Annotated in this window: 18 protein-coding genes and 2 pseudogenes; 15 read left to right on the top strand and 5 right to left on the bottom strand. The window is 65.9% G+C overall.

The annotated features are described in order from the left end of the window. Nucleotides 1–422 precede the first annotated feature (422 nt). Nucleotides 423–1,295, top strand: a complete 873-nt coding sequence (locus ABZY89_RS03610; protein WP_355224708.1) for a phytanoyl-CoA dioxygenase family protein — start codon at nt 423–425, stop codon at nt 1,293–1,295. 689 nt (nt 1,296–1,984) lie between these two features. On the opposite strand, the gene ABZY89_RS03615 is transcribed toward ABZY89_RS03610, so the two are convergent. From ABZY89_RS03615 to ABZY89_RS03625, 3 genes and pseudogenes are all read right to left on the bottom strand, one after another. Continuing rightward, a complete protein-coding gene (locus ABZY89_RS03615; protein ID WP_355224710.1) occupies nt 1,985–3,148 on the bottom strand; it encodes an acyl-CoA dehydrogenase family protein in 1,164 nt (387 codons plus the stop codon). A gap of 28 nt (nt 3,149–3,176) precedes the next feature. Further along, nucleotides 3,177–3,396 (bottom strand): annotated as a pseudogene (locus ABZY89_RS03620) (3-hydroxyacyl-CoA dehydrogenase family protein); the annotation flags it as partial. Between the two features lie 895 nt (nt 3,397–4,291). Next, on the bottom strand, nt 4,292–4,891 hold the full coding sequence (locus ABZY89_RS03625) for a TetR family transcriptional regulator (RefSeq protein WP_355224712.1): 600 nt from the start codon (nt 4,889–4,891) through the stop codon (nt 4,292–4,294). 279 nt (nt 4,892–5,170) lie between these two features. On the opposite strand from ABZY89_RS03625, the gene ABZY89_RS03630 reads away from it, so the two are divergent. Together ABZY89_RS03630 and ABZY89_RS03635 are read left to right on the top strand one after the other, a co-directional pair. Then, entirely contained in the window at nt 5,171–6,583 is a 1,413-nt protein-coding gene (locus tag ABZY89_RS03630; RefSeq protein ID WP_355224714.1) for an APC family permease, read from the top strand. 516 nt (nt 6,584–7,099) lie between these two features. After that, nucleotides 7,100–8,170, top strand: a complete 1,071-nt coding sequence (locus tag ABZY89_RS03635; protein WP_355224716.1) for a zinc-binding dehydrogenase — start codon at nt 7,100–7,102, stop codon at nt 8,168–8,170. A 585-nt stretch (nt 8,171–8,755) separates the two neighbouring features. Here the strand turns inward: ABZY89_RS03635 and ABZY89_RS03640 are convergent. Both ABZY89_RS03640 and mobF read right to left on the bottom strand, forming a co-directional pair. Continuing rightward, nucleotides 8,756–10,645 carry an AAA family ATPase gene (locus tag ABZY89_RS03640; RefSeq protein WP_355224718.1) on the bottom strand — a complete coding sequence of 630 codons (1,890 nt, stop codon included), beginning with the start codon at nt 10,643–10,645 and terminating at the stop codon, nt 8,756–8,758. A 644-nt stretch (nt 10,646–11,289) separates the two neighbouring features. Next, nucleotides 11,290–12,330, bottom strand: a pseudogene (mobF, locus tag ABZY89_RS03645) (MobF family relaxase); the annotation flags it as partial. 831 nt (nt 12,331–13,161) lie between these two features. Here mobF and ABZY89_RS03650 point away from each other — a divergent pair. From ABZY89_RS03650 to ABZY89_RS03705, 12 genes are all read left to right on the top strand, one after another. Further along, nucleotides 13,162–13,767, top strand: a complete 606-nt coding sequence (locus ABZY89_RS03650) for a hypothetical protein (RefSeq protein ID WP_355224720.1) — start codon at nt 13,162–13,164, stop codon at nt 13,765–13,767. Further along, complete coding sequence (locus tag ABZY89_RS03655) at nt 13,755–14,717, top strand: hypothetical protein (protein ID WP_355224721.1); 963 nt, start codon at nt 13,755–13,757, stop codon at nt 14,715–14,717. Before ABZY89_RS03650 ends, ABZY89_RS03655 begins: the two co-directional genes overlap by 13 nt. 25 nt (nt 14,718–14,742) lie before the next feature. Further along, nucleotides 14,743–15,408: an SAF domain-containing protein gene (locus ABZY89_RS03660; RefSeq protein ID WP_355224723.1), complete on the top strand. Its 666-nt coding sequence runs from the start codon at nt 14,743–14,745 to the stop codon at nt 15,406–15,408. Next, nucleotides 15,408–16,175 (top strand): hypothetical protein, encoded by a 768-nt coding sequence (locus ABZY89_RS03665; RefSeq protein ID WP_355224725.1) that lies wholly within the window; start codon nt 15,408–15,410, stop codon nt 16,173–16,175. The genes ABZY89_RS03660 and ABZY89_RS03665 overlap by 1 nt, the downstream gene beginning before the upstream one ends. 538 nt (nt 16,176–16,713) lie before the next feature. After that, entirely contained in the window at nt 16,714–17,667 is a 954-nt protein-coding gene (locus ABZY89_RS03670; protein ID WP_355224727.1) for a CpaF/VirB11 family protein, read from the top strand. Next, the gene (locus tag ABZY89_RS03675; protein WP_355224729.1) at nt 17,664–18,566 is read left to right on the top strand and encodes a type II secretion system F family protein; all 903 of its coding nucleotides are present in this window, start codon (nt 17,664–17,666) and stop codon (nt 18,564–18,566) included. The genes ABZY89_RS03670 and ABZY89_RS03675 overlap by 4 nt, the downstream gene beginning before the upstream one ends. Continuing rightward, a complete protein-coding gene (locus tag ABZY89_RS03680) occupies nt 18,563–19,465 on the top strand; it encodes a type II secretion system F family protein (protein WP_355224731.1) in 903 nt (300 codons plus the stop codon). Before ABZY89_RS03675 ends, ABZY89_RS03680 begins: the two co-directional genes overlap by 4 nt. 12 nt (nt 19,466–19,477) lie before the next feature. After that, nucleotides 19,478–19,693: a hypothetical protein gene (locus ABZY89_RS03685; RefSeq protein WP_355224733.1), complete on the top strand. Its 216-nt coding sequence runs from the start codon at nt 19,478–19,480 to the stop codon at nt 19,691–19,693. 6 nt (nt 19,694–19,699) lie between these two features. Beyond that, nucleotides 19,700–20,098 (top strand): TadE family protein, encoded by a 399-nt coding sequence (locus tag ABZY89_RS03690; RefSeq protein ID WP_355224735.1) that lies wholly within the window; start codon nt 19,700–19,702, stop codon nt 20,096–20,098. Beyond that, nucleotides 20,095–20,532 (top strand): TadE family protein, encoded by a 438-nt coding sequence (locus ABZY89_RS03695; RefSeq protein WP_355224737.1) that lies wholly within the window; start codon nt 20,095–20,097, stop codon nt 20,530–20,532. Before ABZY89_RS03690 ends, ABZY89_RS03695 begins: the two co-directional genes overlap by 4 nt. Further along, nucleotides 20,529–20,957 carry a pilus assembly protein TadG-related protein gene (locus ABZY89_RS03700; protein WP_355224739.1) on the top strand — a complete coding sequence of 143 codons (429 nt, stop codon included), beginning with the start codon at nt 20,529–20,531 and terminating at the stop codon, nt 20,955–20,957. Before ABZY89_RS03695 ends, ABZY89_RS03700 begins: the two co-directional genes overlap by 4 nt. Beyond that, a complete protein-coding gene (locus tag ABZY89_RS03705; RefSeq protein ID WP_355224741.1) occupies nt 20,954–23,956 on the top strand; it encodes a LysM peptidoglycan-binding domain-containing protein in 3,003 nt (1,000 codons plus the stop codon). Before ABZY89_RS03700 ends, ABZY89_RS03705 begins: the two co-directional genes overlap by 4 nt. Nucleotides 23,957–24,112: the final 156 nt, after the last annotated feature.

Below are 24,112 nucleotides of genomic sequence, written 5' to 3' on the forward strand. Positions count from 1 at the left end.
CCCCCCGCTCGAAGCAGCAAGCCGCTCGACGTGCGAGATCTCGTCCTCGCACCGACGTCTATGAGCGGCTTGGCAACCAAGATACTTTGCCAAGTTGCACTTGGAACGCGAGCTGGCCGCTTCGATGTGCGACGCGCTTCAGACCAGACACGGAATCGTTCACCGTGGCGTCTTGAGCGGCGCAACGAAGAGCGGCTCGCCCACGCCGGATGGTAGTCGACACATGCAGACATCTGCGCCAACCGTCAAGGAGGGCCGATGCTGCACCGCTACCAGGGCACGGCTCTCAGATCAGCCGATCTGTTGATCGCACGATCAAATTATTTGTGATTTCTATTGCACTTCTTCTCGACTAGGAAGAACCTTGACGTCCTAGGGCGCTTGCCCCAATCACTTGCCCAACTCAGAAGTGAAGGATCGTCATGACCGAGACCATCACCAAGACCCCACGGCTTCGGGCCGTTCCCCGCGAGACACCTCTCGCCGAGATCCTCTCCATCGTCAAGGTCGACGGTGGAGTGATCCTCAAGGGCTTCCTCACCCCCGACCAGATCGTCCGTTTCAACACCGACATCGAGCCGAGCATGCAGCAGCTCGCCGCAGGCTCCGAGCACGAAGACCCTGACATCGCCGAGTTCCACGGGTCGAACACCAAGCGACTGACCAACCTGATCACGTTGAGCAAGACCTTCCGCGAGGAGATCGTCGACGACGACCTCGTCCACCAAATCGGGGACGCGACCTTCCTCGAGGAGTCGGGAACCTACTGGATGGGAACCGCCCAGGTCATCGAGATTGGTCCAGGCAACGTCGCGCAGGTGCTGCACCGCGACCTCGAGAACTACTTCCCGTTTGTCGGGATGGGCCCCGCCGGCCCCGAGGTCATCTGCAACTTCCTGATCGCCCTCACCGACTTCACCGAGGAAAACGGCGCAACCCGCATCGTTCCAGGCAGCCACACCTGGCCCGACTACACCGACCGTGGCAAGCCCGAAGACACCATCCCGGCCGAGATGGAAGCGGGCGACGCCCTGTTCTTCAGCGGAAAGCTCGCCCACGGCGGCGGCGCCAACAAGACCGAATCCGAGTACCGTCGCGGGGTCGCGTTCACCCTCAACCCGGGTTACCTGACTCCCGAGGAGGCCTACCCCTTCCTCGTCGACCTCGAACTCGCCAAGACACTGTCACCCCGCGTGCAGCGCCTCATCGGTTTCCGTTCACAGTTCCCTACGGGCTCACCGGGCCTGTGGCAGACCGACTACGCCGAACTCGCCAACCACCTCGGCCTCTCCTGACAGACTCACCCGCCCGGAGACCATCCGGCAGCGACTTCGCGAGCCCCGCCGGCTCGCGAAGTCGAGTCGTTCGCGGCAGTTGATCGGCCGACGAGGACCCGCGGCGGGCGCCATCCACAGAGCCGTGTCGGCGCACTCAAGGCACTATCCGCAGACGGAGTCCCGGTCTGGCCTCACCATCCTCATATGACCAACGCCAGCGACCTATGCTGAGCTGCGCCGGCCGCGTCACGATGTACAGCGCGAACAGCCCCTCGGAACAGGCCCGAGTCGCGTTCGCCAAGCCTTGACCGGCTCCGCCGGCCCTTGAGCGGCCGTACTCCAGCCGAGGTCGTACGGGACCAAGTCCCATGGAGTTCGGTCGACTTGCAGCCGACGATCCACCCGACCGCGCCTCGGCCATCGGTGCGTTGAGCTCGAAGGGGTCGATGGGGTCCTGACACCGTTCACCCTGCTCCGCTTGACGGGGCGACCTATACGTACCGTTGACCGCTCGCGTCTCACCGGACTTGAGATCGGACAGGCGGGAATGGGGACACGGAAGTCGTCGTGCTGGGGCCATCCCGACGGATGGCCCCAGCAGGTCCACATCGCGACTGGTCGTTGGCTTGGGAGCTTCCCCTGTTGGACGGGAGTCGTTGTCGGCCCGCCCCGGCGCCGGACAACGTCCCTCAGTGGCTGGGTCGTGGTCAGCTACCGATCAGGTTGCGCGCCATCACGACGCGCTGGACCTGGTTGGTCCCTTCGTAGATCTGCGTGATCTTGGCATCGCGCATCATCCGCTCAACCGGGTAGTCCTCGGTGTAGCCGTACCCGCCCAGCAGCTGCACGGCGTCGGTCGTGATCTCCATGGCAACGTCCGAAGCGAAACACTTCGCAGCCGCCCCGTGGAATGAGAGGTCGGCGTCCTCGCGTTCGGACTTCGCCGCCGCCACGTAGACCATGGCACGTGCCGCCTCGAGCTTCATTCCCATGTCGGCCAGCATGAACTGGATGCCCTGGAGGTCCGCGATGCGCTTGCCGAACTGACGTCGTTCCTTGACGTAGTCCAATGCGAAGTCGAGGGCTCCCTGCGCGATTCCGACCGCTTGCGCGGCGATCGTGACTCGGGTGTGATCGAGGGTCCGAAGGGCAAGCTTCAGACCCTCACCCGGCTGACCGATCAGCCGGTCTCCGGGGAGTCGCACCCCGTCGAACAGCAGCTCCCGCGTGGGCGAGCCCTTGATGCCGAGCTTCCGCTCCTTCTCTCCCACGCTGAATCCCTTGTCGGATTTCTCGACGACAAACGCACTGATGTTGCGTCCCCGCGGCCCGTCTGGGTCGGTGACCGCGAGCACGGTGTAGTAGTCGGAGAAGCCTGCGTTCGTGATCCACGACTTCTGCCCGTCCAGCACCCACTCCTCACCGTCACGGCGGGCCCTGGTACGCATCGAGGCGGTGTCGCTGCCGGCCTCCCTCTCGGACAGCCCGTAGGAGAACGCGGCAGAACCAGATGCCAGCGGCGTGAGATAGCGAGTCTTCTGCTCCTCGTCAGCAGCCAGCAGCAGCGGCAAGCTGCCGAGTTTGTTGACCGCCGGAATCAGCGAGGACGAGGCACACCCCCGGGCGATCTCCTCGATGACGATGCACGTGGCGAGCGCATCCGCACCCGCTCCCCCGTATGCCTCCGGGACGTGCGGCGCATGGAGGTCTGCCGCCCGAAGAGCGTCGTAGGCGGCGATTGGGAACGCGCTCTCGCGATCGACCTCGGCGGCGTGCGGAGCGACCTTGTCCGTGACGATGTCGCGGACCGCCGCGCGGAGCTCCTCCTGCTCGTCATCGAGCCGGAAGTAGTGGAAGTCGGGATTGGTCATGTCGGTGTCGTCCTTGCGTCGGGATCTATCAGTGGTCGTAGGTGTAGAAGCCGCGTCCGGTCTTTCGACCGAGCAGATTGGCGCTGACCATGCGTGCCAGCAGTGGCGGCGGGGAGTAGAGAGGTTCCTTTAGCTCCTCGTAGAGGGACTCGGCAACAGCCTTGACGGTGTCGAGGCCGATTAGGTCGGCAAGGGCGAGCGGCCATTGAGGCGTGCGCGTCTTGTACGAGACCTTCGTCGATGTCCTCGGTTGTGACGAAGCCTGGACGCCGTCCGTGAGTGGAACAGCGAAGTGCGCGACGAGCATCTCCGAGACATAGGCACCAGGACTGCCAACCGGTCACCTGGCCCGAATCCGGAGGCACGCAGACCCTTGGCCAGCAGTTGGACGCGGTCCACGAATTCGCGTACGTCAGCTGGGCGTCGCCGTTGACGGCAGCGGTCTTGGTCGCCCAGACACGTGCCGCGCGCTCGAGGAGCGGGGTGAGGGGCGTCGTCGATGCATTCATCGTCGTCTCCATTTCGGCGTCCGGTGGCGTCGGGAGGTGCGAAGCGTGGTCATCCGTCGAGCGTCCTGTGGTTCAACGCCGCGACCCGGCATACGCCCGCGTGGTCGACAAGTGGCGATCGCCGCCGCAGCGGCGTTCTGGTGTCCAGCGTGTTTCGAGCGACCATCTCACCCATCGATCCAATCTGGGCACCTGACTTGGGCGTTCGCCCAGAGAAGTGTTGCTTGCCACACCCGCCGTGTCAATGAGACGGAAGCGGTGCGCCGCCTGAAGATGAGCACATCGCGGCGATGACGGACGTTGACGTCGGCGGTAGAGCGCTTCGGCGACCTCGCCGCAACCAGGCCGCGAAGGTCGGCCCGACCACCACAAACGCATTGCCGTCGCCTTGGCCCAGCAAGCGTCGAGTCGGGCACTCGATCCGTCCTTCTCTACGCAAGCCCCGGATTCCCAGCCAAGGAGGCGGTGCACCTCCCAGCAACGGCTAGGCCATTCGAGCGAGTAGAGATCCTGCCCACCGATGGAAGGGCGAGATCGAAGATCACAGTGGGGCCCGCGGGACCCGCCGGCGGAGATCCCCTTCACCCGCAAACAGGCCCTCAATGAAACGCGCCGGATCATGCAGCCCTGGCGGTCAATGGGCCGGGATAGTGAGACCGCCGCCAGGAAGCGCCGCCTGAATCTCACGTATCGCGTTCTCGACCACGGACTTCGTCGCGCTGTCATCGAGAGAGATCCACTGCATCGCGTGACCATCGAAGACGGCGATGACCTTGCGAGCCAACATGTCGAGGTCCACGGCCCCGTCGGCCTCACCTTGCGCACGCCGAAGGAGCTCGATCGTCGCATCGATGAAGGCCCAATAAGTCTGCTTGGGCAGGTGTCGCGAACTCGGACTCCGCAGCGCCCAGAAGATCAGTTCAAATTGGGCTTGCTGAGCGTCCCGATCGAAGATCATCCAGTCGAGGTAGCCACCGACGATCGCCGCGACTCCCTCGCGCAGCCCCATTCCCTCGACGACCCTCCGCCCCGCCTCCGTCGGCCCCTCACTGAGTGCCTTCTCGAAGACCGCCTGAAAGAGCGCTTCCTTGGTGCGAAAGCAGTAGTGGAGGCTAGCCGCGGGCACAGCAGCCATCGCAGCAATGCGACGCGTCGTCGCGCGAGCCACCCCTTCGGCGGCAATCACGCGGATCGTGGCATCGATGAACAGCTTCCGGCGCTCCTCGATGGGCAAGTGCGGCACAACCAACCTCGCTTTCTCTCACAGAGCATCGGCAACTCGACCGCAAAATCTGCCACCTCCGAGCGCGATGAATTCTGGCTTCCACGTAAATCCTGCTCCGGACACCTTGACTTGAGGTGTGGCGTGGATCACTATGTCCAAATTGGGCCATGCGCCCAAGTCAATCGCCCAACGATCTCGATCGTACCCCAAGGCCACCGTTCCAACCGGCGCCGGGCGCTGGGGACAACCGATCGCAAACCCGAACCCCAACAAGCAGGAGCTGTCACGATGAGTGAACATGTCGGCGAGGATGCACAGGCATCCGCCAACCACCACGAGGTGCAAGGTCTCGACTCAGGTCACCTGACCCGCAACCAGATCGTCGGACTGGCATTAGCCTCCTACATTCCAGCGGTTGGACTCGCCTCGGTTCCTGTTCTCTTGCTTGGCACTGCAGGAAACGGCAGCTGGCTCGGAGCCCTGATCGCAGCAGTCGCCACCGCGCTTGTCGGGGTCGCCATCATCACGTTCGCACGACGGTTCGTGGTGACCGGATCGCTCTACTCCTACATCGCCTATGCGTTCGGCCCGTGGGCACGAGCTTTGATGGGTGCTGGCCTGCTCCTGGGGTACATCGCACAGGTCGGCGCGATCGCCTTCCTCGTCGGGTTGTTCGGCGGCAGTTTCCTTCTGTCCATCGGCGTCTCGTCGGGTCTTGATGTCGGTGTCCAGATGGTCATCTACACCATCTCGGTGTTGATCGCGGCCACCATCGCGTATCGCGGTCTCGACACCTCGGTGCGAGTGGCGATCGGGCTAGCAGTGATCTCCGTCCCGCTGATGCTTCTGATCACCGTGGCCGTGGCACTCAAGACCGGCGTCGACCTGTCCTCACAGCTCTCCGTCGAGGGCGCCACGTCGAGCGGGATCTTCCAGGGAGTCGCGGCTGGCGCCGCCTTCCTCGTCGGCTTTGAGAGCTGCGCCGCGCTCGCCGCCGAGACCCGCGATCCCAAGCGCTCGGTTCCGATCGCTGTCATGAGCATCCCCGTGGTGCTCGGAATCACCTACGTTCTCGCCACGCTGCTCCAGGTCCCTGGCCTGACAGCAGCCGGAGACGCGTTGGCCGCCGGTACGTCGCCCGCAGCCGCCCTGGCCGGTGAGGCCGGACTGGGTACCAACGTGGCCAAGGCCACCGACCTCGTCCTCGCAGTAGCGACCTTCGCGGCCCTGATCGGCTTCGTCAACTTCGGATCACGATTCGTGGCCACCCTCGCGGCCGACGGGTTGCTCCCTCGATGGAGCGCACGCACGCATCCGCGCTTCCAGAGTCCCTCCAACGCCATCGTCCTCATCTCGGTACTCGGCCTGGGCGCGATCCTGCTCCTGGTCGCGCTGAACACTGACGACATCTTCAGCGTGTATTACTCGGTCGCGACGATCATCGTCTACTTCTGGGTGGTCCCCTACCTCCTGATCTGCGCCGGCGCGATCAAGTTGCTGCTGGGCGAACGGCGTCTGACCCCAGTTGTTTGCGTCAGCGCAGCCGTGGGCGCTGCCGCAATGGGCTGGCTCTACGTGAACGGCATCGTCAATCCCCCGGCCGCACCGGTTGACGCCATGTCGTGGGTCGCACTGATCGCCGTGGCTGCCCTCTTCGTTGTCTTCCTGGCGCTCGGCGTTCGAGCCCGCAACCGCCGATGAACCAGGGCGGCCCTTGCCAAGGCCGGGGCCGCCCTGTCTTTTCTCGGCAACCCTGGATTGGATCCGCCTAGATGATCTCGCTGCTGAGAACGGGGCTCATGGGCTCCGCCCTCGGCCGACGCCTGATCGACGAACTCGGCGGTCTGACGACTGACGACCACGAAAGATGTCTGTCGCGGGCACGTCAACCAGGTTCAACCCTCCGGACTTCGCCGCAGTGACGACGGCCAACGGGACTTGACCATGAGTTAGTCCAGTGCCGAAGCCCAGACTGGCAACTGGGAGCTCGACCAGCGACCCGACATACGCGACCCGCTGCACGCCGGACCATTCGTCTATGCCTGGCCCCATCGGGAGCGGTAGTTCGCCCCTTCAAGAAACGGAGCCGGACCGTCAGCTCGCTCGTCGCAAACCTGCACCGTCCTATCCGTGTCGACGACGCGGACCGGACGCAAGGATCTGTCAAGTAGTACCATTCTGATCACTCGCCCAAGTCAAACGATCACGAGGTGTGTCTTGCCGACTCCTGAAGCGACCTTCGGTCTGCCGAAGTCGATGCTCGCCGCCCGCCTGGACACCCAGGCCAAGCGCATCTCTGTCGAGCGCGTACCCCTCCCCTCCCCCGGTCCGCGAGACGTGCTCATACAAGTCAAGGCCTGCGGCATCTGCCTGTCCGATATCCACCTCATCGACGGCACGATCTCGACTCGGCACACGGTCGTAACCCCGGGACACGAGCCAGCCGGCATCGTGACCTCGGTGGGGCGCGATGTGCCACGTTGGCGCGCGGGCGATCGCGTCATCGTCGATTCGGGCAGGTCTTGCGGTGAGTGCGAGAGCTGCGCGCGCGGACTACGGGATCGCTGTACTGATCCGCGCATCATCGGCGTAGACACCGACGGAGCTTGGGCACAGTACGTCTGCGTGCCTTTTGAATGCCTATGCCCAATTCCCGCAAACCTACCGTTCGATCAGGCCGCGCTCATGGCCGATGCAGTCAGTACGCCGTTCGCAGCGTTGGTGCACACTGCCGACGTTGGCCCCGGCGACTCTGTGGGCCTATGGGGAATCGGCGGATTGGGGTATCACGCAGTCCAGATCGCCGCCTTGTGCGGCGCCGCCCCTGTTGTGGCGATCGACCCGCGGGAGTCGGCACGCAGCAGAGCCTTGCAGGTTGGGGCCGATGTGGCTTTGGACCCGACGGCAGCGGACTTCGAGCAGAGGATCTCGGAGGTCACGAACGGACGTGGCCTCGACGTCGCTGTCGACCTCGTTGGCTCCAACGACGTCCTACGTCAGGCGGAGAGGAACGTCGCGCGGCGGGGCCGGATCGTGGTCGTCGGCCTGTCCGACCAATCGATCCAACTCGGCACGTCCGAAGTCTTCGGCATCCGCAAGCATCGCCTCCTGGGGCACCTCGGCTACTCCCGCGAAGATCTCGAGACGGTTGCCTCCCTCACGGGGTGGGGCCGACTGGACCTGTCGCAGTCGGTCAGTGCCACCTACCCGCTTAGCGAGATCGAGCGTGCACTGGCCCACCTCACTGACCGGGCCTCCGATGTAATCCGGGTCGTAGTCAGTCCCTGACCATGTGTCCAACGCCCTCCGCCTGTTTCCCTCGACTGTTGGGTGCACAGGAATCACGGTCGCGTACCAATTGTCCGCAGTGCTATTCGGTGGCCTTCTTCCGATCGTGACAGCTCGCCTCGTGGCCACGGCGGGCTCGAGTTGGCCGGCAGCCGCAGTCTTCGCCGCTTCGGGAGGCCTCACCGTCGGCGGAGTCATGGCCTCTAGACGGCTTGGACGCGGTGCGGCTCACGCGGCCGCGACTGATTCTCTCGGGTCCGCGAGTCAGGTACACCGTTGGCCCGCCGGCCCGCCGGCCCGGCGAACCAGTGAGCAGCCGCCCGGTGACGCGTCGCAGTTGGAATAGACCATTTTGGGCGCTCTTGCGCCGACCAAACATTGGCAGGTCGTTCGGCGATTGCACTGATTCGCGTATGGACGGATCGACCATCATTCAGGCCCTTGCGGGGCAGGGCGCGGCGATTCGACCGACGTGACGCTCTGGGCCGTCGTCGGTCGACGCCGCGGCCTCGAGGTCGCCCCGCGAGAGGAAATTTCGATGTCCCGGATGGTCTCCTCGCGCACCCGCGATCTGTCGTCGCGAAACTAGCGGCGCCAACAGGCCGCGGGCTGAGATCGCTCGCGAATGCTCGGCTGTGACGAGACTTGCGCGCGCTGTGGCGTTGCACCCAGTGACTGGGCGATCACCGTTGCTTTGCGTTGGGCGGCCAGTGCATGGTGTCGGTCGGCGTGTTCGGTATCGGTTCGAGGGCCCGGTCCGAGTGGGAGGTTGCTTGTGATGCCGTAGCGGTCTCGGTAGGCCGCGACGGTAGCGACAGAGGTCAACCAGTCTTGCCGTGCCGCCGGAATCGTCGGTGGATCTCCGAGGCGGCGGAGCCAGGCGGGGCGGGCGAGGAAGGCCGCTGCGGTGAGTTCGGCGGCACGATTCTCGATGAGGTCTCTGCGCTGGTCCAGCGCTTGTCTCATTTCGCGAGCCATCGCGCCCGCGGCCTCGGGGATCATGCCGGCGATGAACGTCGGGCACGTTGCGAGTGACACCGGTTTCACGTCACCGGGGTCCATCGAAAGCCGAAGTCGGTGTTGCAGGACGGCACCGATGTCCTCGGCGTCGCCGAGGTCGCGTCGCGCGACCAGGCGTGGGAGTAGATGGTCGATGTTGTGGCCGTAGGCTTCGGCCCGGCGTAGGGCTGCGGTCAGAGGGCCGAAAGAGTCACCGGCGATCACTGAGTCCACTTGGGCCTCGTCGAGGCCGGAGGATCGTAGAAGTTCTTCCCATCGTGGGCGTTGGGCCGAGGAGGCGATGGTGTCGTACTCGGCGGCGAGCTGGGCGATGGAGGTCCAGGCCTCCTGTTCGGCTGCCATTGTCTGGTGGGCGGAGAACTCGACACTGGAGCGCTGGAGGATACCGAAGAGAATCGACCGGGCGCTGAGGTCCATGTCGGTCGACGGGCTGGTGTGGAGTTCGTCGGGCTGGTCCAACGCGACGTACGCCTTGTTGGACTCGCGGCCTCGTGTCATGGAGACGTACAGGCTCGCCTTGGGGGTTCTCGCGGAGACGAGGACGTGGGCGGTGTCGACCGTGACGCCTTGGGCGCGGTGGGCCGTGATGGCATAGCCGAGTTCGACGTGCTCAGCGAGGTATGCAGGAGGGAGGGTGATCGTTCCAGCGTGTCCGCTTTGGCGGGAGACGGTGATGCTGCCGTCCATGTTGACCTTGTCGATGCGCCAGTGGTCTCCGTTCCGTACCCAGACCCCGCGTCGGCTGCGGAGGCGGCGGTCGTTGCGGCGGGTGATGACGAAGTCGCCCGCCGAGGCAGGTTCGCCGCTGGCGAGGGTGACCTCGCGCGAGATGCATGTCCGGCCGGTGAGGATGCGTTCGGCTCGTGCTCGGGCGTTGAGGGCATGCATTGTCTCGGTCGACTCGGCGACCAGGATGGTGGCCAGGCCGTTGGCCTGGTCGCTGATCCAGGAGGCGTACGCACCATCGAGCATCTCCTCTGTGGTGCCACCGCGAAGGCGATCATGGCTGCCGTAGGCGGTGATGGCTTCGAGGCGGCCTGCGCGCAGGTCCAGGCTCGCGGACCGTTCCCAGTCCTGGGTGAACCGGTGGATCTCGGTGAGCTCAGCGACATCGGTTCGAGCCGCCACGAGGAGCGCGAAGGCGCCGCCTGCGTCGACAGACTGGAGCTGAGCCCAATCACCGACCAGGAGCACCTTCGCGCCGGCGGTCGCGGCAATGCCGGTGATCTGATCCAGGGTGCTCGTGTCCGCGAGGGTTGCCTCGTCGATGATCACCAACTGGCTGGGACGAAACTCGCGGAGACCCACGGTGTAGTCGCGGAGCCACTTCGCGGTGTTCTCGCACCCGATGCCGAGGTCACCGGCGAGCACCTCCGCCGCGGCGGCCGATGGGGCGAGCCCGACGACGCTTTGACGACCGTGCTCCCGGGTCCAGGCGAGGAGTAGTGCGTGCATGGTGGTCGTCTTCCCGGCCCCGCGGGGCCGACGAGCAGGTCGACCTGGCGCCGGGACGTCGCGATCGCGGTGATCGCCTCAGCCTGACTGCGCGTCAAACGCCGGCCGTCGTGTCGGCGCCGGACAGCGGTAGCGATGAACAGGGAGCTCACCACTGGAGAGCTGAGGTCGTTCGCCCGGTCCAGGAGGCGCTCCTCGGCAGCCATCACGCCGGTCGAGGAGTAGATCGCACCATGGCGGGGACGGAAGACCGAGGTGCCGTCCTCGCGCCGGAACTGAGTTGGACTCACTGCGGACTCCGGCGGAGTAAGCGCCACCGAGTTCCTCTCCGCGGACTCGACCACGCGCGCCACCACCGTCTCCCGCTCGCGTGCATTCTTGAACCGCAGGTGCATGGTCTGGCGTGATGCCTCGGCCCACAGGTTCCACCGGCGCCAGGTCGCCCTCTTCCCCGCGACCTCAGCCACGACGACAGACCCGACCTCCTCCACAAGGCCCGCCGGGATCTGGTCGGCGGACGTAAACCTTGGCGTGCCGGCAGAGATCACCGATCGTGCCCAGTCTGTTGCGTCGCGTCGCAGGAGACGGGCCGCTCGGTGACGCCACTCTGCGGTCAGGTCTTCGAGCGACCTGACCTGTTTCTCGGGTCGTGTTGCCAACGTCGCCTTGGCTCGGAGCACCACGATCGCGGCGTTGTTGGGTCGCCGGCCGTGCCGTTGGACGTAGGCGTTGATCATCTGTTCCTTCTCGATCTCGATCGCCCGGGTACGGGTGGAGAACTCCTTCACCAGCGACTCCGAGACGCCGGTGATCTCCCACTGCGGGCTGCGGTCGGCGCCTCTCCCCCGCTGCTCCCAACCCAGCCCGAAGGTACGGGTCAGCCGGTCAGCGAGCACCGCGTTGTAGTACGCCGAGATGGCCGTGACCGCGGCGTGCATCGGTCGACTGTCCAAACTGCGCCACCGGCCATCGAGAACTGTCTGCACCTTGTTCGAGATCACCACATGCGTATGCAGCTGCGGGTCGTTTGCGCGGGAGTCCCAATGGTCAAACGCTGCCGCGATGATCCCGCGGGTCGCGACCTGCGCCACCGCGCCATCGGCGTTGGCCACACCGGCGCGGGTCGCGGCGATCTCGCGCTCGATGTAGTCGACGACGTCTGCGACGGCTGCGTGGTGTGCCGCGACGATCAACTCTTGAGTATTCGGGTCGGCCACACCCCACAGCACCGAGGCCGACTTCGGGACACTGAACGTGTAGTCATAGCCAGCCACCGCCCGCCGACCAGACTGCACAGTCTCCTCGGCCTTGATCCGTGAGGTCTCGGCGGCACGCTCGGTCGTCGAGAGGTCTGGATCCAGACCACGAACACGTTCCTCGACTCGCTCATGGGCCGGTTGATACTCCGGGTAAGCCCGGCCCAAGGGCTCGCCCGTTACCGGGTCACGACCGAGTCCGATCAGCAACGCCAACTGCGTCTCAGTGACTTGCGACCCGGTCAGGATCCGTCCTTCCCCGACAGTGGGCAGTCCCGATCCGGTCCACCGCCCCGGCGGCGTACCCACCTCGGAGTAATAACGAGTCAACGGCGTCGAAAGCGAACGATTGCCATCGCCCGCCGCCACACTCCGAAGGAGGTACTTGTAGCCATCACCGGCATGCATCACACGCATCGACACCGTCATCTGCTGCTCCTCCTCCAACCTGAGGTGCGCATCGGTATCCCGGCATCACGGAACCGTCCTCGATCTGCCAAACGTGTGCCGCTGAAGAAAGGTGGGGGAATCGGGTCTCAGTGGGGCGGAGGATGGATATTCACCATCGGTGAGCCCAACGACACAGCCGCAGCTGTCCGATCCAATCGGAGTCAGCCATCTTGTAGTCGACCCGTAGTTCCTATTCGCTGTCGTGAGCCCGGTGGGCCTCAGCCCGGCCGTGGCATCAGATCACGAGCGGACACCTCGCGAATGATGTCTCGTCGAACCTTTACATTCAATTGGTCGAACAGGCACACGACGTGCACCATGAGCCGTTGACCCATCACTCGACACCGAGCGGCCGATGACTCCAGTGACGCCCCACAAACACGGCGTTCGTCGCCCAAGCCGGTTCTCGTTCGCAGTTTTCTCGTACTAAGTTCAGATTGATTTTCGTGCCACCGGGGGCGTGGCCAGATCCGTTCCAAGTGGACACTCTCGCGATCGAGACGACGGCGTGAGAAATCTTCGGGAGCATCCTGCTGACCAGCGAAAACGCTATGCACCCCCGAGGTGCTCCCCCCGATCATAAGCGGCGCAGGGGGAGCATGGGTGCGACAGGATGGCGAGCGCCGCCCAGCGGCGCGACTCGCGTTTCAGTCGTGTAACTAGATGACATGGCCACGAAATTTGCTGTTGCGTAAAGGGAAACTACAGGTGCCTAATAGACCGATACGCAGAAATCTCGGGCCCTCGGTCCGGAACGATGCACAACCTCGAAGAGCCCCAATCCGCTCAGCGAGGAAGGTGAACCCATTGATGCGACCCCGCCGAATTCCGATCGTCGCGACTTGCGTTCTGGCGCTTGCCGCCGTCACCTCGTGTGCCCAGAGCGACCCCAATACGTCGCCCTCAAGTCCGCCGGCGCACAGCACGACAGAACCGACCGCGGCTCAAACGTCCGACTCCGAAGCCGCTGGGAAGGCGGCAACGACGACCGTTCATAGTTACTACGCGACACTCGATCGCCTTCGCCAAGACCATAACGAGTCCATCGACGCACTGTCCGAGGTCGAGACGAGCACACAACTGAGCGCCGACCGCCACCTGCTGGAGGGCGAGCGGTCGAAAAAGCTGCGCCAAGTCGGAGACACAGAGGTAGCTGACACGTCGGTCGAGAGCGTTAACCTCGACAATTCCGACCCGGAAGCGGGCAAGATGCCGACCGTGACCGTCGACGTCTGCTGGGACGTCAGCGGTGCCGATCTCGTCGACGCCAGCGGTAAGTCAGTGGTCAACCCAGACCGCGCCGACATCGGGTGGACGCGCTACATCGTGGCCAACTACCACTACCGCACCGACCCGCTGACCGGTTGGCGTATAGCCTCCGCACAGGATCTCAAGCAGCCACCATGCGAATCCTGATCCGAGCACTCGTCCTGGTCTGCGTCGCCGCCGGCCTAGCGGCGCTCGGCCTGAGCCATGCGTACGCAGACACGGTCTGCCGAGTCACTGATCCCCTCACCGGACAGTGCAAACTCTCCGTCGAAGTGCCCGGTGGCAATGGTGAGTCTGGCCACGACGATCAGACCGGCGATGGCGGACCGAAGGACACGGGTAGCGGCAACTCGTGCTACTTCAACCCCTCCAAACAACGGGTGCCGGGAAGCGCGGCGATGGTGCCGTGCAGTTCGCCATACGGATCATGGTCGAACGCACACAACTGCTACATCCAGCCATCGCAGCCGCCCCCGCCTGCAGGTGATCCGGCGTGGAAGGGACACGAGCCTGGTGACGGGGCCGTCTACGACTGCTTCCAGCCGCAGACCAACCTGCTTGTCCAGATCTGGGCCGCCACGCCACCACCCGGCGCAGCAGCCGGACCAAGTCCGCGCGAGGTCGCGCAGATGGCTGTCGAGAAGCTGAACCTCAAGGCGATCGATATCGGCATCACGCCCGAGCCCGGACCGGACAGCGTCGGTCTGGTCGGGATGCCGGTGTGGCTGTGGGCAAGGTCGCCGGACATCCAAACGTACGGTCCGGCGACAGCGTCGGCATCTGCAGGTGGGATCACGGTGACCGCAACGGCGCGGGTGCATGAGATCACCTGGGACATGGGAGACGGCACCACGGTTGAGTGCCGCACCGCGGGGACGCCGTATGAGGCGTCCTTCGGGAAGAAGGCGTCGCCCGATTGCGGCCACGTCTACAGGTTGTCATCTGCCAGGGAGCCGGGCGGGACCTACACCGTCACGGCGACCTCGGAGTGGGTGATCACCTGGCAGGGAGCTGGACAGACCGGGACGATCCGACTGGACGGGTTGAGCCGTTCGGTCGAGATCGCGGTCGGGGAAGCGCAGGTGCTCGTGCGATAGCCGGGCACAAGGGGGCGGATAGGGCATGACCAAGGCAGCAAGCGAGGAGAACCCGTTCTCCGCGAAGGCGCCTGTGCCGCGCCTGGTTCCACCGCCCAAGATCCGGCGCCGGCCGGTCCACATCGTCGCCACGATCGCGGCGATCCTCCTAGGCGCCGCGATCGCCGCATGGGGCTGGACGGCCACGACGACGAGCGAGGCGGTGGTTGCCGCCAGAACCACGATTCCTCGCGGCGCCGTCATCACGGCCGACGATCTCACCACCACGCAGATCTCGGGTGACAACACACTGAAGGTCATCCCTGGCGACGAAGTCGACGAGCTCGTCGGCAAGCGAGCTGCTCTCGACATCGCGGCCGGTGGGCTGCTGACCCCGGAGATGGCAACGGACGACAACATGCCCCCGGCTGGTCAGTCGATCGTCGGGATCTCCTTGACTCCGGCGCAGGTCCCGGCCATCACGCCACGCAGCGGAGACAAGGTCCGGCTCGTCGCGACGACAGGCGAAGGCGGCGAGACTTCGTCGGGTACGCCGCTGACTACGAGTGCCGAGGTCATCGACTCGAGTACCGATGAGGTCTCGGGCAACACCGTGGTCAACGTGCTGGTTCCCTACGCCGACGCCGCCGTGCTCGCCGATCGGGCCAGCACCGGAAACATCGCCCTCGTCGTAGATCCGTTGGAGCGCTGATGGCGGTCATCGCACTCGCTTCCGCGTCCGGGTCGCCGGGCGTCTCCACCACAGCGCTCGGACTCGCGATGGAATGGCCCAGGCCCGTGCTCGTCGTCGAGGCCGACCCGACCGGCGGGTCATCGATCCTGGCCGGCTATCTGCGCGGACACATGCAGCCCGGGCCCGATCTGGTCGACCTGATGATGTCGCCTCTCGGGCCCGCCGAGTCCCTACCGCGGATCGCTGTGCCGATCCCGGGTACCACGATCTCGTACGTCGCGGGGACCCGCACCCACGTCCAAGCCGCGGCACTTCGCGACCGCTGGGCGAGCCTGTCCGAGGTCCTCGCTGACCTCGAGGCGACCGGCCAGGACGTGATCGTCGATGCGGGCCGACTCGGGCTGATCGGTTCTCCCGAGCCGCTGATGTGCACGGCTGATCTGACCGTTCTTGTCGTACGCACCTACCTCCCCGCGTTGGTTGCCGCTCGGTCGTGGGCAGAGAACGTGACCCAACCCGGGGTCGGATGGCGCTGGCCCGGACTCCTACTCGTCGGTGAGGGCATGCCCTACACCTCTCGCGAGATCTCTCGCCTGCTTGGGCTACCGGTGGTCGCCGAGATCGCCGACGACCCGGTCGGCGCTGCGGTCTTCCACCGCGGAGCGCCGCAGCCGCGGCACTTCACCACGGGGGCGTACGCCCGGTCTCTGCGGGCAGCCACCGAGGAATTGCAAGCCGAGGTCGGCCGTTCGCGCGCCGCAGTCACGTCGGAGGCGGCACGATGACCAACCACTGGGAGCCATACCGTCCTGATGTCACCACCCTCCCCCTGTTCAAACCCACGCTCCGGGCAGTTGGCGAAGGATCGTCACAGGCGAATGGAGGTCCCTCACTGACCGCTCCCTCAGTGCCCGACCGCCGCGCTGCCGTGCCGTCGAGAGACATGGACTGGGCACTCGTCGCATCACTGCGCTCCCTAGCCTCCGAGCAACTCTCTCAAGCGGTCGCAGCCGAGTCGCACGCCCTGGACCGCCGGGCGCAGGAGGAGCTCGGCCGATCGATTGTGTTGGACCTGATCGAGGCAGCGATGGCCGACGCCGTCGACGCAGGCGACCCTTCCTGGAACCAGGAGCACCAAGACGCGGTCGCACGGGCGGTGTTCGACTCCCTGTTCAGGCTCGGCCGGCTGCAACCCCTCGTGGATGATGACCGGGTCGAGAACATCATCATCTGCGGCTACGACAACGTCACCCTCGACCTCATCGACGGCTCCCAGATCCCCGGTCCACCGGTGGCGGACTCGGACCAGAGCTCATCGACTTCTTGGTCTTCCTCGCCTCCCGCAGCGAGGTCAACGCCCGCGGCTTCTCCGAGGCTCAACCCAAGCTCCACCTGCGCCTCGACGACGGCTCCCGCTTGGCGGCTGCTGCCTGGGTAATGCCCCGCCCCTCGGTCGTCATCCGCCGCCACCGACTCATGGAGGTGACCCTGGACGATCTCGTAAGCCGCGACATGCTCACCCCCGTCGCTGCCTCCTTCCTCCGCGCCGCGGTCCGGGCTCGCAAGTCGATCGTCGTCGCGGGCGCCCAAGGAGCTGGCAAGACCACCCTGGTCCGTGCACTCTGCGGGGAGATCGACCCGTCCGAGGCGATCGGGACCTTCGAGACCGAGTACGAACTCCACCTCCACCTGCTCCCCGAGCGGCACCCCATCGTGCACGCCTGGGAGTCCCGCCCCGGCTCCGGTGAACGCGGTCTCGACGGACGACAGGCTGGCGAGTTCACGCTGGATGAGGCGTTGGTCGATTCGTTCCGGTTCAACCTCTCCCGCCAGATCGTCGGCGAAGTCCGGGGCAAGGAGATCTGGGCGATGATCAAGGCGATGGAGTCCGGCACCGGCTCGATCTCCACCACCCACGCCTCCGACGCCGTCGCCGCGGTACGAAAGCTCGTCACCTGCGCGATGGAAGCCGGCCCCCACGTCACCCAGGAGCTCGCGACCTCGAAGCTCGCCGCGACGGTCGACCTGATCGTCCAGCTCTCCCTGAAGACCGAGACCACCCAAGGCACCTCGCAGCGCACCCGACGGGTCGCCGAGATCATCGCCCTCGCCCCGGGCGAGCGGGAGACCGGGTACGCCACCACCCACATCTTCGCCCCCGACCGCACCGACACCGCCGTCCCAACCGTACTGCCCGACGACTACCGCGCGCTCGCCAAGCACGGGTTCGACCTCGGCGCCTACATCGCCACCCAGCCGCCGGGAGAACAGCGATGACGGCCCAGCTTCTGATCGCGGCGCTCAGCGGCGGGCTGATCGCCGGTGGTCTCGCCGGCCTGATCAGGGAACTACGCGGCGTCGAGGTCGGCGACCATCCCCCAAGGCACCGCCTCCGACTCCCCAAGATCTCCCTGCGTACGCGCGCCCTCATCGCCACGGGGATCGTTGTTGGCGCCATCGGGTGGCTCGTGACCGGATGGCCCCTTGCCCTTGTGATCGCTCCCGCAGCCATCGTCGGGTTGCCCTACCTTCTGTCCGCTCCCGACGCGAAAGACCGCATCGAACACCTGGAAGCACTCGAGGAGTGGACCCGATCCCTTTCGGGCGTCCTGACCGTCGGTATCGGCCTCGAACAAGCCCTGATCACCACCTTGCGGTCGACACCCGAGCCGATCTCCAGGGAGGTCGGACTCCTGGTCGCTCGTCTCCGCGCAAGGTGGGCCACCGAGGACGCCCTCCGTGCCTTCGCCAACGACCTCGACGACGCCACCGGCGACCTGGTCGCCGGCAATCTCATCCTCGCCGCCCGTCGCCGCGGCGCCGGCCTCACCAACTTGCTCGATGGGCTCGCCGAATCGGTCGCGGCCGACGTACGGGCTCGCCGCCAGGTCGAGGCCGACCGCGCCAAGCCACGAGCGACAGCCCGCTGGGTCACCATCATCAGCGCCAGTGTCCTGGTCGTGCTCGGGCTTACCGGCTCCTACATCGCCCCCTATGGAAGCCCTCTCGGACAAGCCATCCTCACAGTGCTACTCACCGCGTACGTCGCCACCTTGGTGTGGATGCGGCGAATGGCCGAGGGCCGCAAGCTTCCGCGCATCATCGGCCCAGCGGTCGAAGACGTACCAGCAGCGGACGGCGCCAGTCTTCGGCCGGTCCATGGAGGTCGGTCATGACTCCTCCGACGCTGATGTCGATGATGATCGCCGGTGGCTTGATCGGGCTTGGGCTCGCGCTACTGGTCATCTGGTTCACCCCCGCCCAACCCGACCTCAACGACGCAGTCAAACGCCTCTCGAACACCTCACCCCACCGGCCCGACGCCGAGGCCAGCACCGTCAACGGCAAGGAGCGCCTCGGGATCTGGGCGATGCGTACGCTCCCGGTCGGGCTATGGGCCAAGACTCCGACACGCGAGCTGGCGCTGCTGCGGATCCCGCTCGCCCGGTTCTACGGCGACAAGCTCACCTACGCCGCGCTCGGATTCGTGATCCCCATCGGGCTGGCGACGTTCCTCTCCTTGCTCGGCTTGGGTTTGCCGTTCGCGATGCCGGTCATCGCCTGCATCGCGCTGGCCGTGGTCATGTTCTTCCTTCCGAACTACAACGCGATCGATGACGCCAAGAAGGCCAGGATCGAGTTCAACCGAGCCCTCGGCGCATACATCGACCTGGTCGCTCTCGAGCGGACCAACGGATCCGGGGTGCGCCAGGCCATGGAGACCGCGGCGGGCATCGGCGACTCCTGGGTCTTCAACCGACTGGCCGAGGAGCTCAACAGGTCCCGCTGGTCCGGGCTCCCGCCGTGGGATGCCCTGCACGCCTTGGCAACCGAGCTCGGCCTGCCCGACCTCGACGACTTCGCCGACATCATGCGCCTCTCCGGCGAGGAAGGAACCGCCACCTACGCCACCCTCCGCGCCCGCTCTGCGGCGATGCGCACCGCGATGCTCAACGACGAGCTCACCGAGGCCAACGCCATCGGCGAACGCATGTCCATCCCCGGCTCCCTGCTCGGAGTGATCTTCATGGCCATCCTCCTCACCCCGTCTCTCCTTCGGATGATCCCCGGCTGAAAGGAACCACCCATGCTCCGCTTCCACACGCTCCGCCTCTACACCATCCTCACTCTTGCCTGGTTCACGATCAGCGATCGCCTACGCCATCCACCGTCCCGCAAGGACGAGCGCGGTTCTGTGACGATCGAGAACGTTCTGTGGGCCGTCGCGGTGATCGCGATCGTGGCGATCGTGGTCGCGGCGATCCGGGCGTTCGTGACCAGTGAGTCAGGCAAGATCAGGTAGACCGCTATGACCCGGGATACGCATAGGCGGGATGAGCGCGGCGCGGTGTCGATCGAGATGGTCGTGCTGTTGCCGGCGCTGTTCGCCGTTCTTTTCCTCGGGATGCAGGCCGCGCTCTACTACCACGCCCGCACCATCGCCATCGCCGCCGCACAGGAAGGCGCCCGGGCCGCTGCCGCGAAACACGCCGGCTCCGGGGATGGGGTTGCTGCTGCGTACGCCTACTTGGCCGACACCGGCGATTCACTGGAATCCTCGAGGGCCTCCGCCCGTAGGACGGCGACAACAGCGACTGTGACCGTCCGCGGGCATGCGCTCTCGGTGATCCCGGGCTGGAGACCGCTCATCACACAGCGGGCCAGCGCCGAGGTCGAGCGGCTCACGGCTCCGGGTGAAACTCGATGACCGCGCAGCCAAGGGACGAGCGCGGGTCCGCTGCCATCGAGGCCGCGATCGGATTACCCGCCTTCATCCTCCTCGTCGGGCTGATCATCGCCGGCGGCCGCATCGCCATCGCCCACCAAGCACTCCAGTCCGCTGCCGCTGACGCCGCCCGGACGGCCTCCATCTCTCGCGAGGCCAGCGAGGCCGACTCCGCGGCACGAGAGGAGGCGAGGACCAGTCTCAACAACCAGAAGCTTCGTTGCCGCAGCACCCAGGTCAGTGTCGACACGAGCGGATTCCGAGTCCCGACCGGGCAGCCCGCCGACGTCACCGTGACATTGACGTGCCGCGTCGACCTCGCCGACCTCTCCGTACCAGGCGTGCCCGGCAGCCGTCTGATCCGAGCCACGATGAGCAGCCCGATCGACACCTGGCGGGAACGAGGCACGCCATGACACAGCCCTCATGGATCCGAGACGAGCGCGGCTCCGCCACCATCTGGATGGTCACCGCGGCCTTCGCGATGAGCATCCTGGTCGGCCTCGCCGTCGACCTCGGCGGCCAGGCCCACACCCAACAGCGGACCCACGACCTCGCAGCCCAAGCCGCACGAACCGGCGCCGAAGAAGTCCTCGCCGCACCTGCGATCGAGGGCAGGTACGCCCACATCGACACCGCCGCAGCCGGCCGCGCCGCCCGTTCGTACCTCGCACAATCCGGCGCCACCGGTGCCGTGCGTGTCCGCGGCAACCGGATCCACGTGCGCGCCACCGACACCTACCACACCCGGTTCCTCTCCATCATCGGCATCACCTCCGTCCGCGTCAGCGGCGATGCCGAGGCCGAACTCGTCCGCAGCCTCAACGGGGAAGAACGATGATCGCGACCCGTGTCTGGGGCCTCCTGGCCAGCCTGGCCATCCTCGCCCTCCTCGTCGGCGCACCCGCTGTATTGCTCCTCCTCGGCGCCGTCCCCACACTCGAAGGACTCACCTGGCGCGACCTTCTGCGTCAAGACGACGGCGCCCTGGCCCTCCAAGCCGTCACCGCCGCCGCGTGGATCGCATGGGCTTGGCTGGCGGTCACCATCTTGCTCGAGGTCACCGCCCGACTCCGCAGCACGCGGACACCGCGTCTGCCCGGGCTCCCCCAAACGACAGCGACCCGACTCGTCGGCACAGCAGCCCTCCTCTTCATCGCCGTTCCCGCGGCCGCACCCACCCTGACACCAGCACGTGCCGCGGCAACGCCACCGATCCCGGAAACACCTCCGCAGCCCGCCACCACACAGGTCGTGATCACGCCCGCTCAAGCGGCTCCGGAATTGGACCAGCCATCGTCGACAGTCCCCTACACCGTCAAACGCGGCGACAGTCTCTGGCGAATCGCAGAAACATACCTCGGAGCAGGAACTCGATTCACCGAGATCATCGACCTCAACCCAGACGCATTAGGCGGCCACGCCGACTTCCTCCCGATCGGACTCGTCCTCCGCCTACCGGCCCCAGCACCACAGGACACAGACGACGAGATGTACGTCGTCCGACCAGGCGACACCATCGCCGAGATCGCCGCGACCGAACTCAACGATCCCGACCGATACCCCGAGATCTTCGAAGCCTCCCGCATCACCACTCAGGCCGGCGGCGCCCACTTGACCGACCCGGACGTGATCCAGCCGGGCTGGACCCTCACCATCCCAAGCCCAGACTCCACTCAAGAGGAATCGCGAGTTCCGACGCGGGACACGCCGGAACGCCATGAACCGCCGATCAGGACGCCCGAGGCGAAACCAGTCGTCCCGACGCCAACGCCACCGTCCCCCGCCAGAGCGTCAACACCAGAGCACGCCGATGAGTACGGCGACGCTGAACCCGCGCCGTCCTGGCTACTGCCCGGCCTAGCAGGGGCCGGGGCCGTACTGACCGGCGGCCTGATGCTCCTACTTCGCCAACACCACCGATCCCAACGGCGCCACCGTCTACCCGGCCACGAGATCACAACACCCCCGCCAGGGCTTCGTCCCGCAGAGAAGTCCATTCACTTCGAAGGCATCAGCACCGCCACACTCATCGAACACCTCGACGCTCTCCTCCGCATGCTTCCCAACCAGGAGCAACCACACCTTCTCGCCGCGGAACTCGGCCACGGCCGGATCACCCTCCACCTAACCGCACCCGCGGCACTCCCCCACCCCTGGACCGGCGGCCCCACCATCTGGGTCACCGATGGTGAAGCTGCGACCACCGGCAACGGAGACAACGCCCCCTACCCGCTGCTCGCTTCCATCGGTCAATCCGACGACGGCCATCTGTGGCTCCTGAACCTCGAAGAGATCAAGATCATCAACCTCACCGGCGACCACGAACGCGCCGAGGCGCTAGGCCGCCACCTCGCCGCCGAACTCACCGTCACACCCTGGTCGATGCTCGTCCAGGTAGACACCCAGAGCCTCGCACCAGAGCTCACCGGCCTCGACCCCCTCCGACTTCACCATCACGACCACCCCGACTCGCTGCTACCACTCGCCGCCGACCTCGACGCCACAGGAAGACTCCCTGGCTTCGACCCGGACCGCTACCACGCCATCATCGCCGCTCAAGACTCCGAACCCATCCGGACCATTGCCAAGACCATCGCCTCCGACCACGACCGCTCCGGAGCAGCAGTCGTCGTCCTCGATGCCGTGCCCGACCTCGACGCCACCAAACTCACCATCACCACCGATGGCCGCCTCACCATCGCGCATCCAACGCTTCAAGACGTAGGCCTCATCGCGGCAGGTATCACCCCCGAAGAGGCCACCACCTGCGCCGCCATCGTTGAGGCGGCGCGAGGCGCAGAGGACCGACCGATGCCACGGAACGAGTCGGCGACCAACGGAATGGAGGCCCTCATCGACGCAGCTGGCGCACTCCGTCCGGAGTACGTCCACGAGCGCTCATCCTCCGGCCGGAAGCCGGCCGGCCACGACTCGTTGCTGCCCGCGCCGACTGAGACGTACGTCGCCCAATGCGCAACCACCCGAGACGACGTGAATCAACTGGCCCCAGTCGTCGACACCGCGACCCGCGACACCGTAGCGACCCTCGACCGAACGCTCGACGACGACGTCGCGGAGTGGCTGTCGCCCCAGCCTCGCTTGCCGAAGCTCACTCTCCTCGGCCCCGTCCACCTACGTGCATGCGGCGCTGTGCCACCCGCACGACGGCCGTACTTCGCCGAGCTCCTCGGTTACCTCACCCTCCACCCTGATGGCGTACGCACAGACGAGTTCCTAGACGCCATCGGAATCAGTCGCAGCCGGCTCACCATCGACCTGGGCAAACTGCGCAACTGGCTGGGCAAGAACCCACGCACGGGCAAAGACCATCTCCAGGACGCACGCAAAACACGCGCCTCCCAGCAACTCGGCTACCCCGCCTACCAAGCCGAAGACGTCCTCGTCGACCTCGACCTCTTCCGCCGCCTTCGGACCCGTGGCCAAGCCCGCGGGGCAGAGGGCATCACCGACCTAGACCAAGCCCTCCGCCTGGTCACCGGCGAACCCTTCTCACAGCTGCGTGACAAGGGCTGGTCCTGGCTCCTCGACGACCAGCGCCACGACCACATCGCAGTCTCGATGATCGTCGACACCGCCCACCTGGTCGTCAACCGGGCCCTGACCGAGGGTCAGCACGACATGGCCCGCGAAGCCGCCGAGATCGCCTCCAAAGCAGCACCGTACGACGACATCCCCCACCTCGACTTCTCCAGAATTCTCTCAGCCACAGGCCACCCGGACCTCGCCGAGGAACACATCGCAGAACACATATACAGCCGCGACGACGGCGAAGGGCCTGCTGAACCACCCGCCCGGTCCAGGCGCGCTGCCAGATAGTTCGTCACGTCGTCGTCAACAACAACCACGCAGCCGCAGACTACGATCGCCCTCACTCCTGCCGGCCTCAGAAGCTTGGGTGCCGACGATGGAGCAGTTGGATGATGGTCATTGCACGGTTTCGTTCCCAGACCGGCTCGCCGCCGATACCCATCA

Source organism: Nocardioides sp. NPDC006303, assembly GCF_040613175.1.
GTDB lineage: Bacteria > Actinomycetota > Actinomycetes > Propionibacteriales > Nocardioidaceae > Nocardioides.

Coding starts and splice junctions, on each gene's coding strand:
- ABZY89_RS03610 (WP_355224708.1), top strand. CDS start 423: ATGACCGAGACCATCACCAAGACCCCACGGCTTCGGGCCGTTCCCCGC.
- ABZY89_RS03615 (WP_355224710.1), bottom strand. CDS start 3,148: ATGACCAATCCCGACTTCCACTACTTCCGGCTCGATGACGAGCAGGAG.
- ABZY89_RS03630 (WP_355224714.1), top strand. CDS start 5,171: ATGAGTGAACATGTCGGCGAGGATGCACAGGCATCCGCCAACCACCAC.
- ABZY89_RS03640 (WP_355224718.1), bottom strand. CDS start 10,645: ATGCACGCACTACTCCTCGCCTGGACCCGGGAGCACGGTCGTCAAAGC.
- ABZY89_RS03650 (WP_355224720.1), top strand. CDS start 13,162: ATGCGACCCCGCCGAATTCCGATCGTCGCGACTTGCGTTCTGGCGCTT.
- ABZY89_RS03655 (WP_355224721.1), top strand. CDS start 13,755: ATGCGAATCCTGATCCGAGCACTCGTCCTGGTCTGCGTCGCCGCCGGC.
- ABZY89_RS03660 (WP_355224723.1), top strand. CDS start 14,743: ATGACCAAGGCAGCAAGCGAGGAGAACCCGTTCTCCGCGAAGGCGCCT.
- ABZY89_RS03665 (WP_355224725.1), top strand. CDS start 15,408: ATGGCGGTCATCGCACTCGCTTCCGCGTCCGGGTCGCCGGGCGTCTCC.
- ABZY89_RS03675 (WP_355224729.1), top strand. CDS start 17,664: ATGACGGCCCAGCTTCTGATCGCGGCGCTCAGCGGCGGGCTGATCGCC.
- ABZY89_RS03680 (WP_355224731.1), top strand. CDS start 18,563: ATGACTCCTCCGACGCTGATGTCGATGATGATCGCCGGTGGCTTGATC.
- ABZY89_RS03685 (WP_355224733.1), top strand. CDS start 19,478: ATGCTCCGCTTCCACACGCTCCGCCTCTACACCATCCTCACTCTTGCC.
- ABZY89_RS03690 (WP_355224735.1), top strand. CDS start 19,700: ATGACCCGGGATACGCATAGGCGGGATGAGCGCGGCGCGGTGTCGATC.
- ABZY89_RS03695 (WP_355224737.1), top strand. CDS start 20,095: ATGACCGCGCAGCCAAGGGACGAGCGCGGGTCCGCTGCCATCGAGGCC.
- ABZY89_RS03700 (WP_355224739.1), top strand. CDS start 20,529: ATGACACAGCCCTCATGGATCCGAGACGAGCGCGGCTCCGCCACCATC.
- ABZY89_RS03705 (WP_355224741.1), top strand. CDS start 20,954: ATGATCGCGACCCGTGTCTGGGGCCTCCTGGCCAGCCTGGCCATCCTC.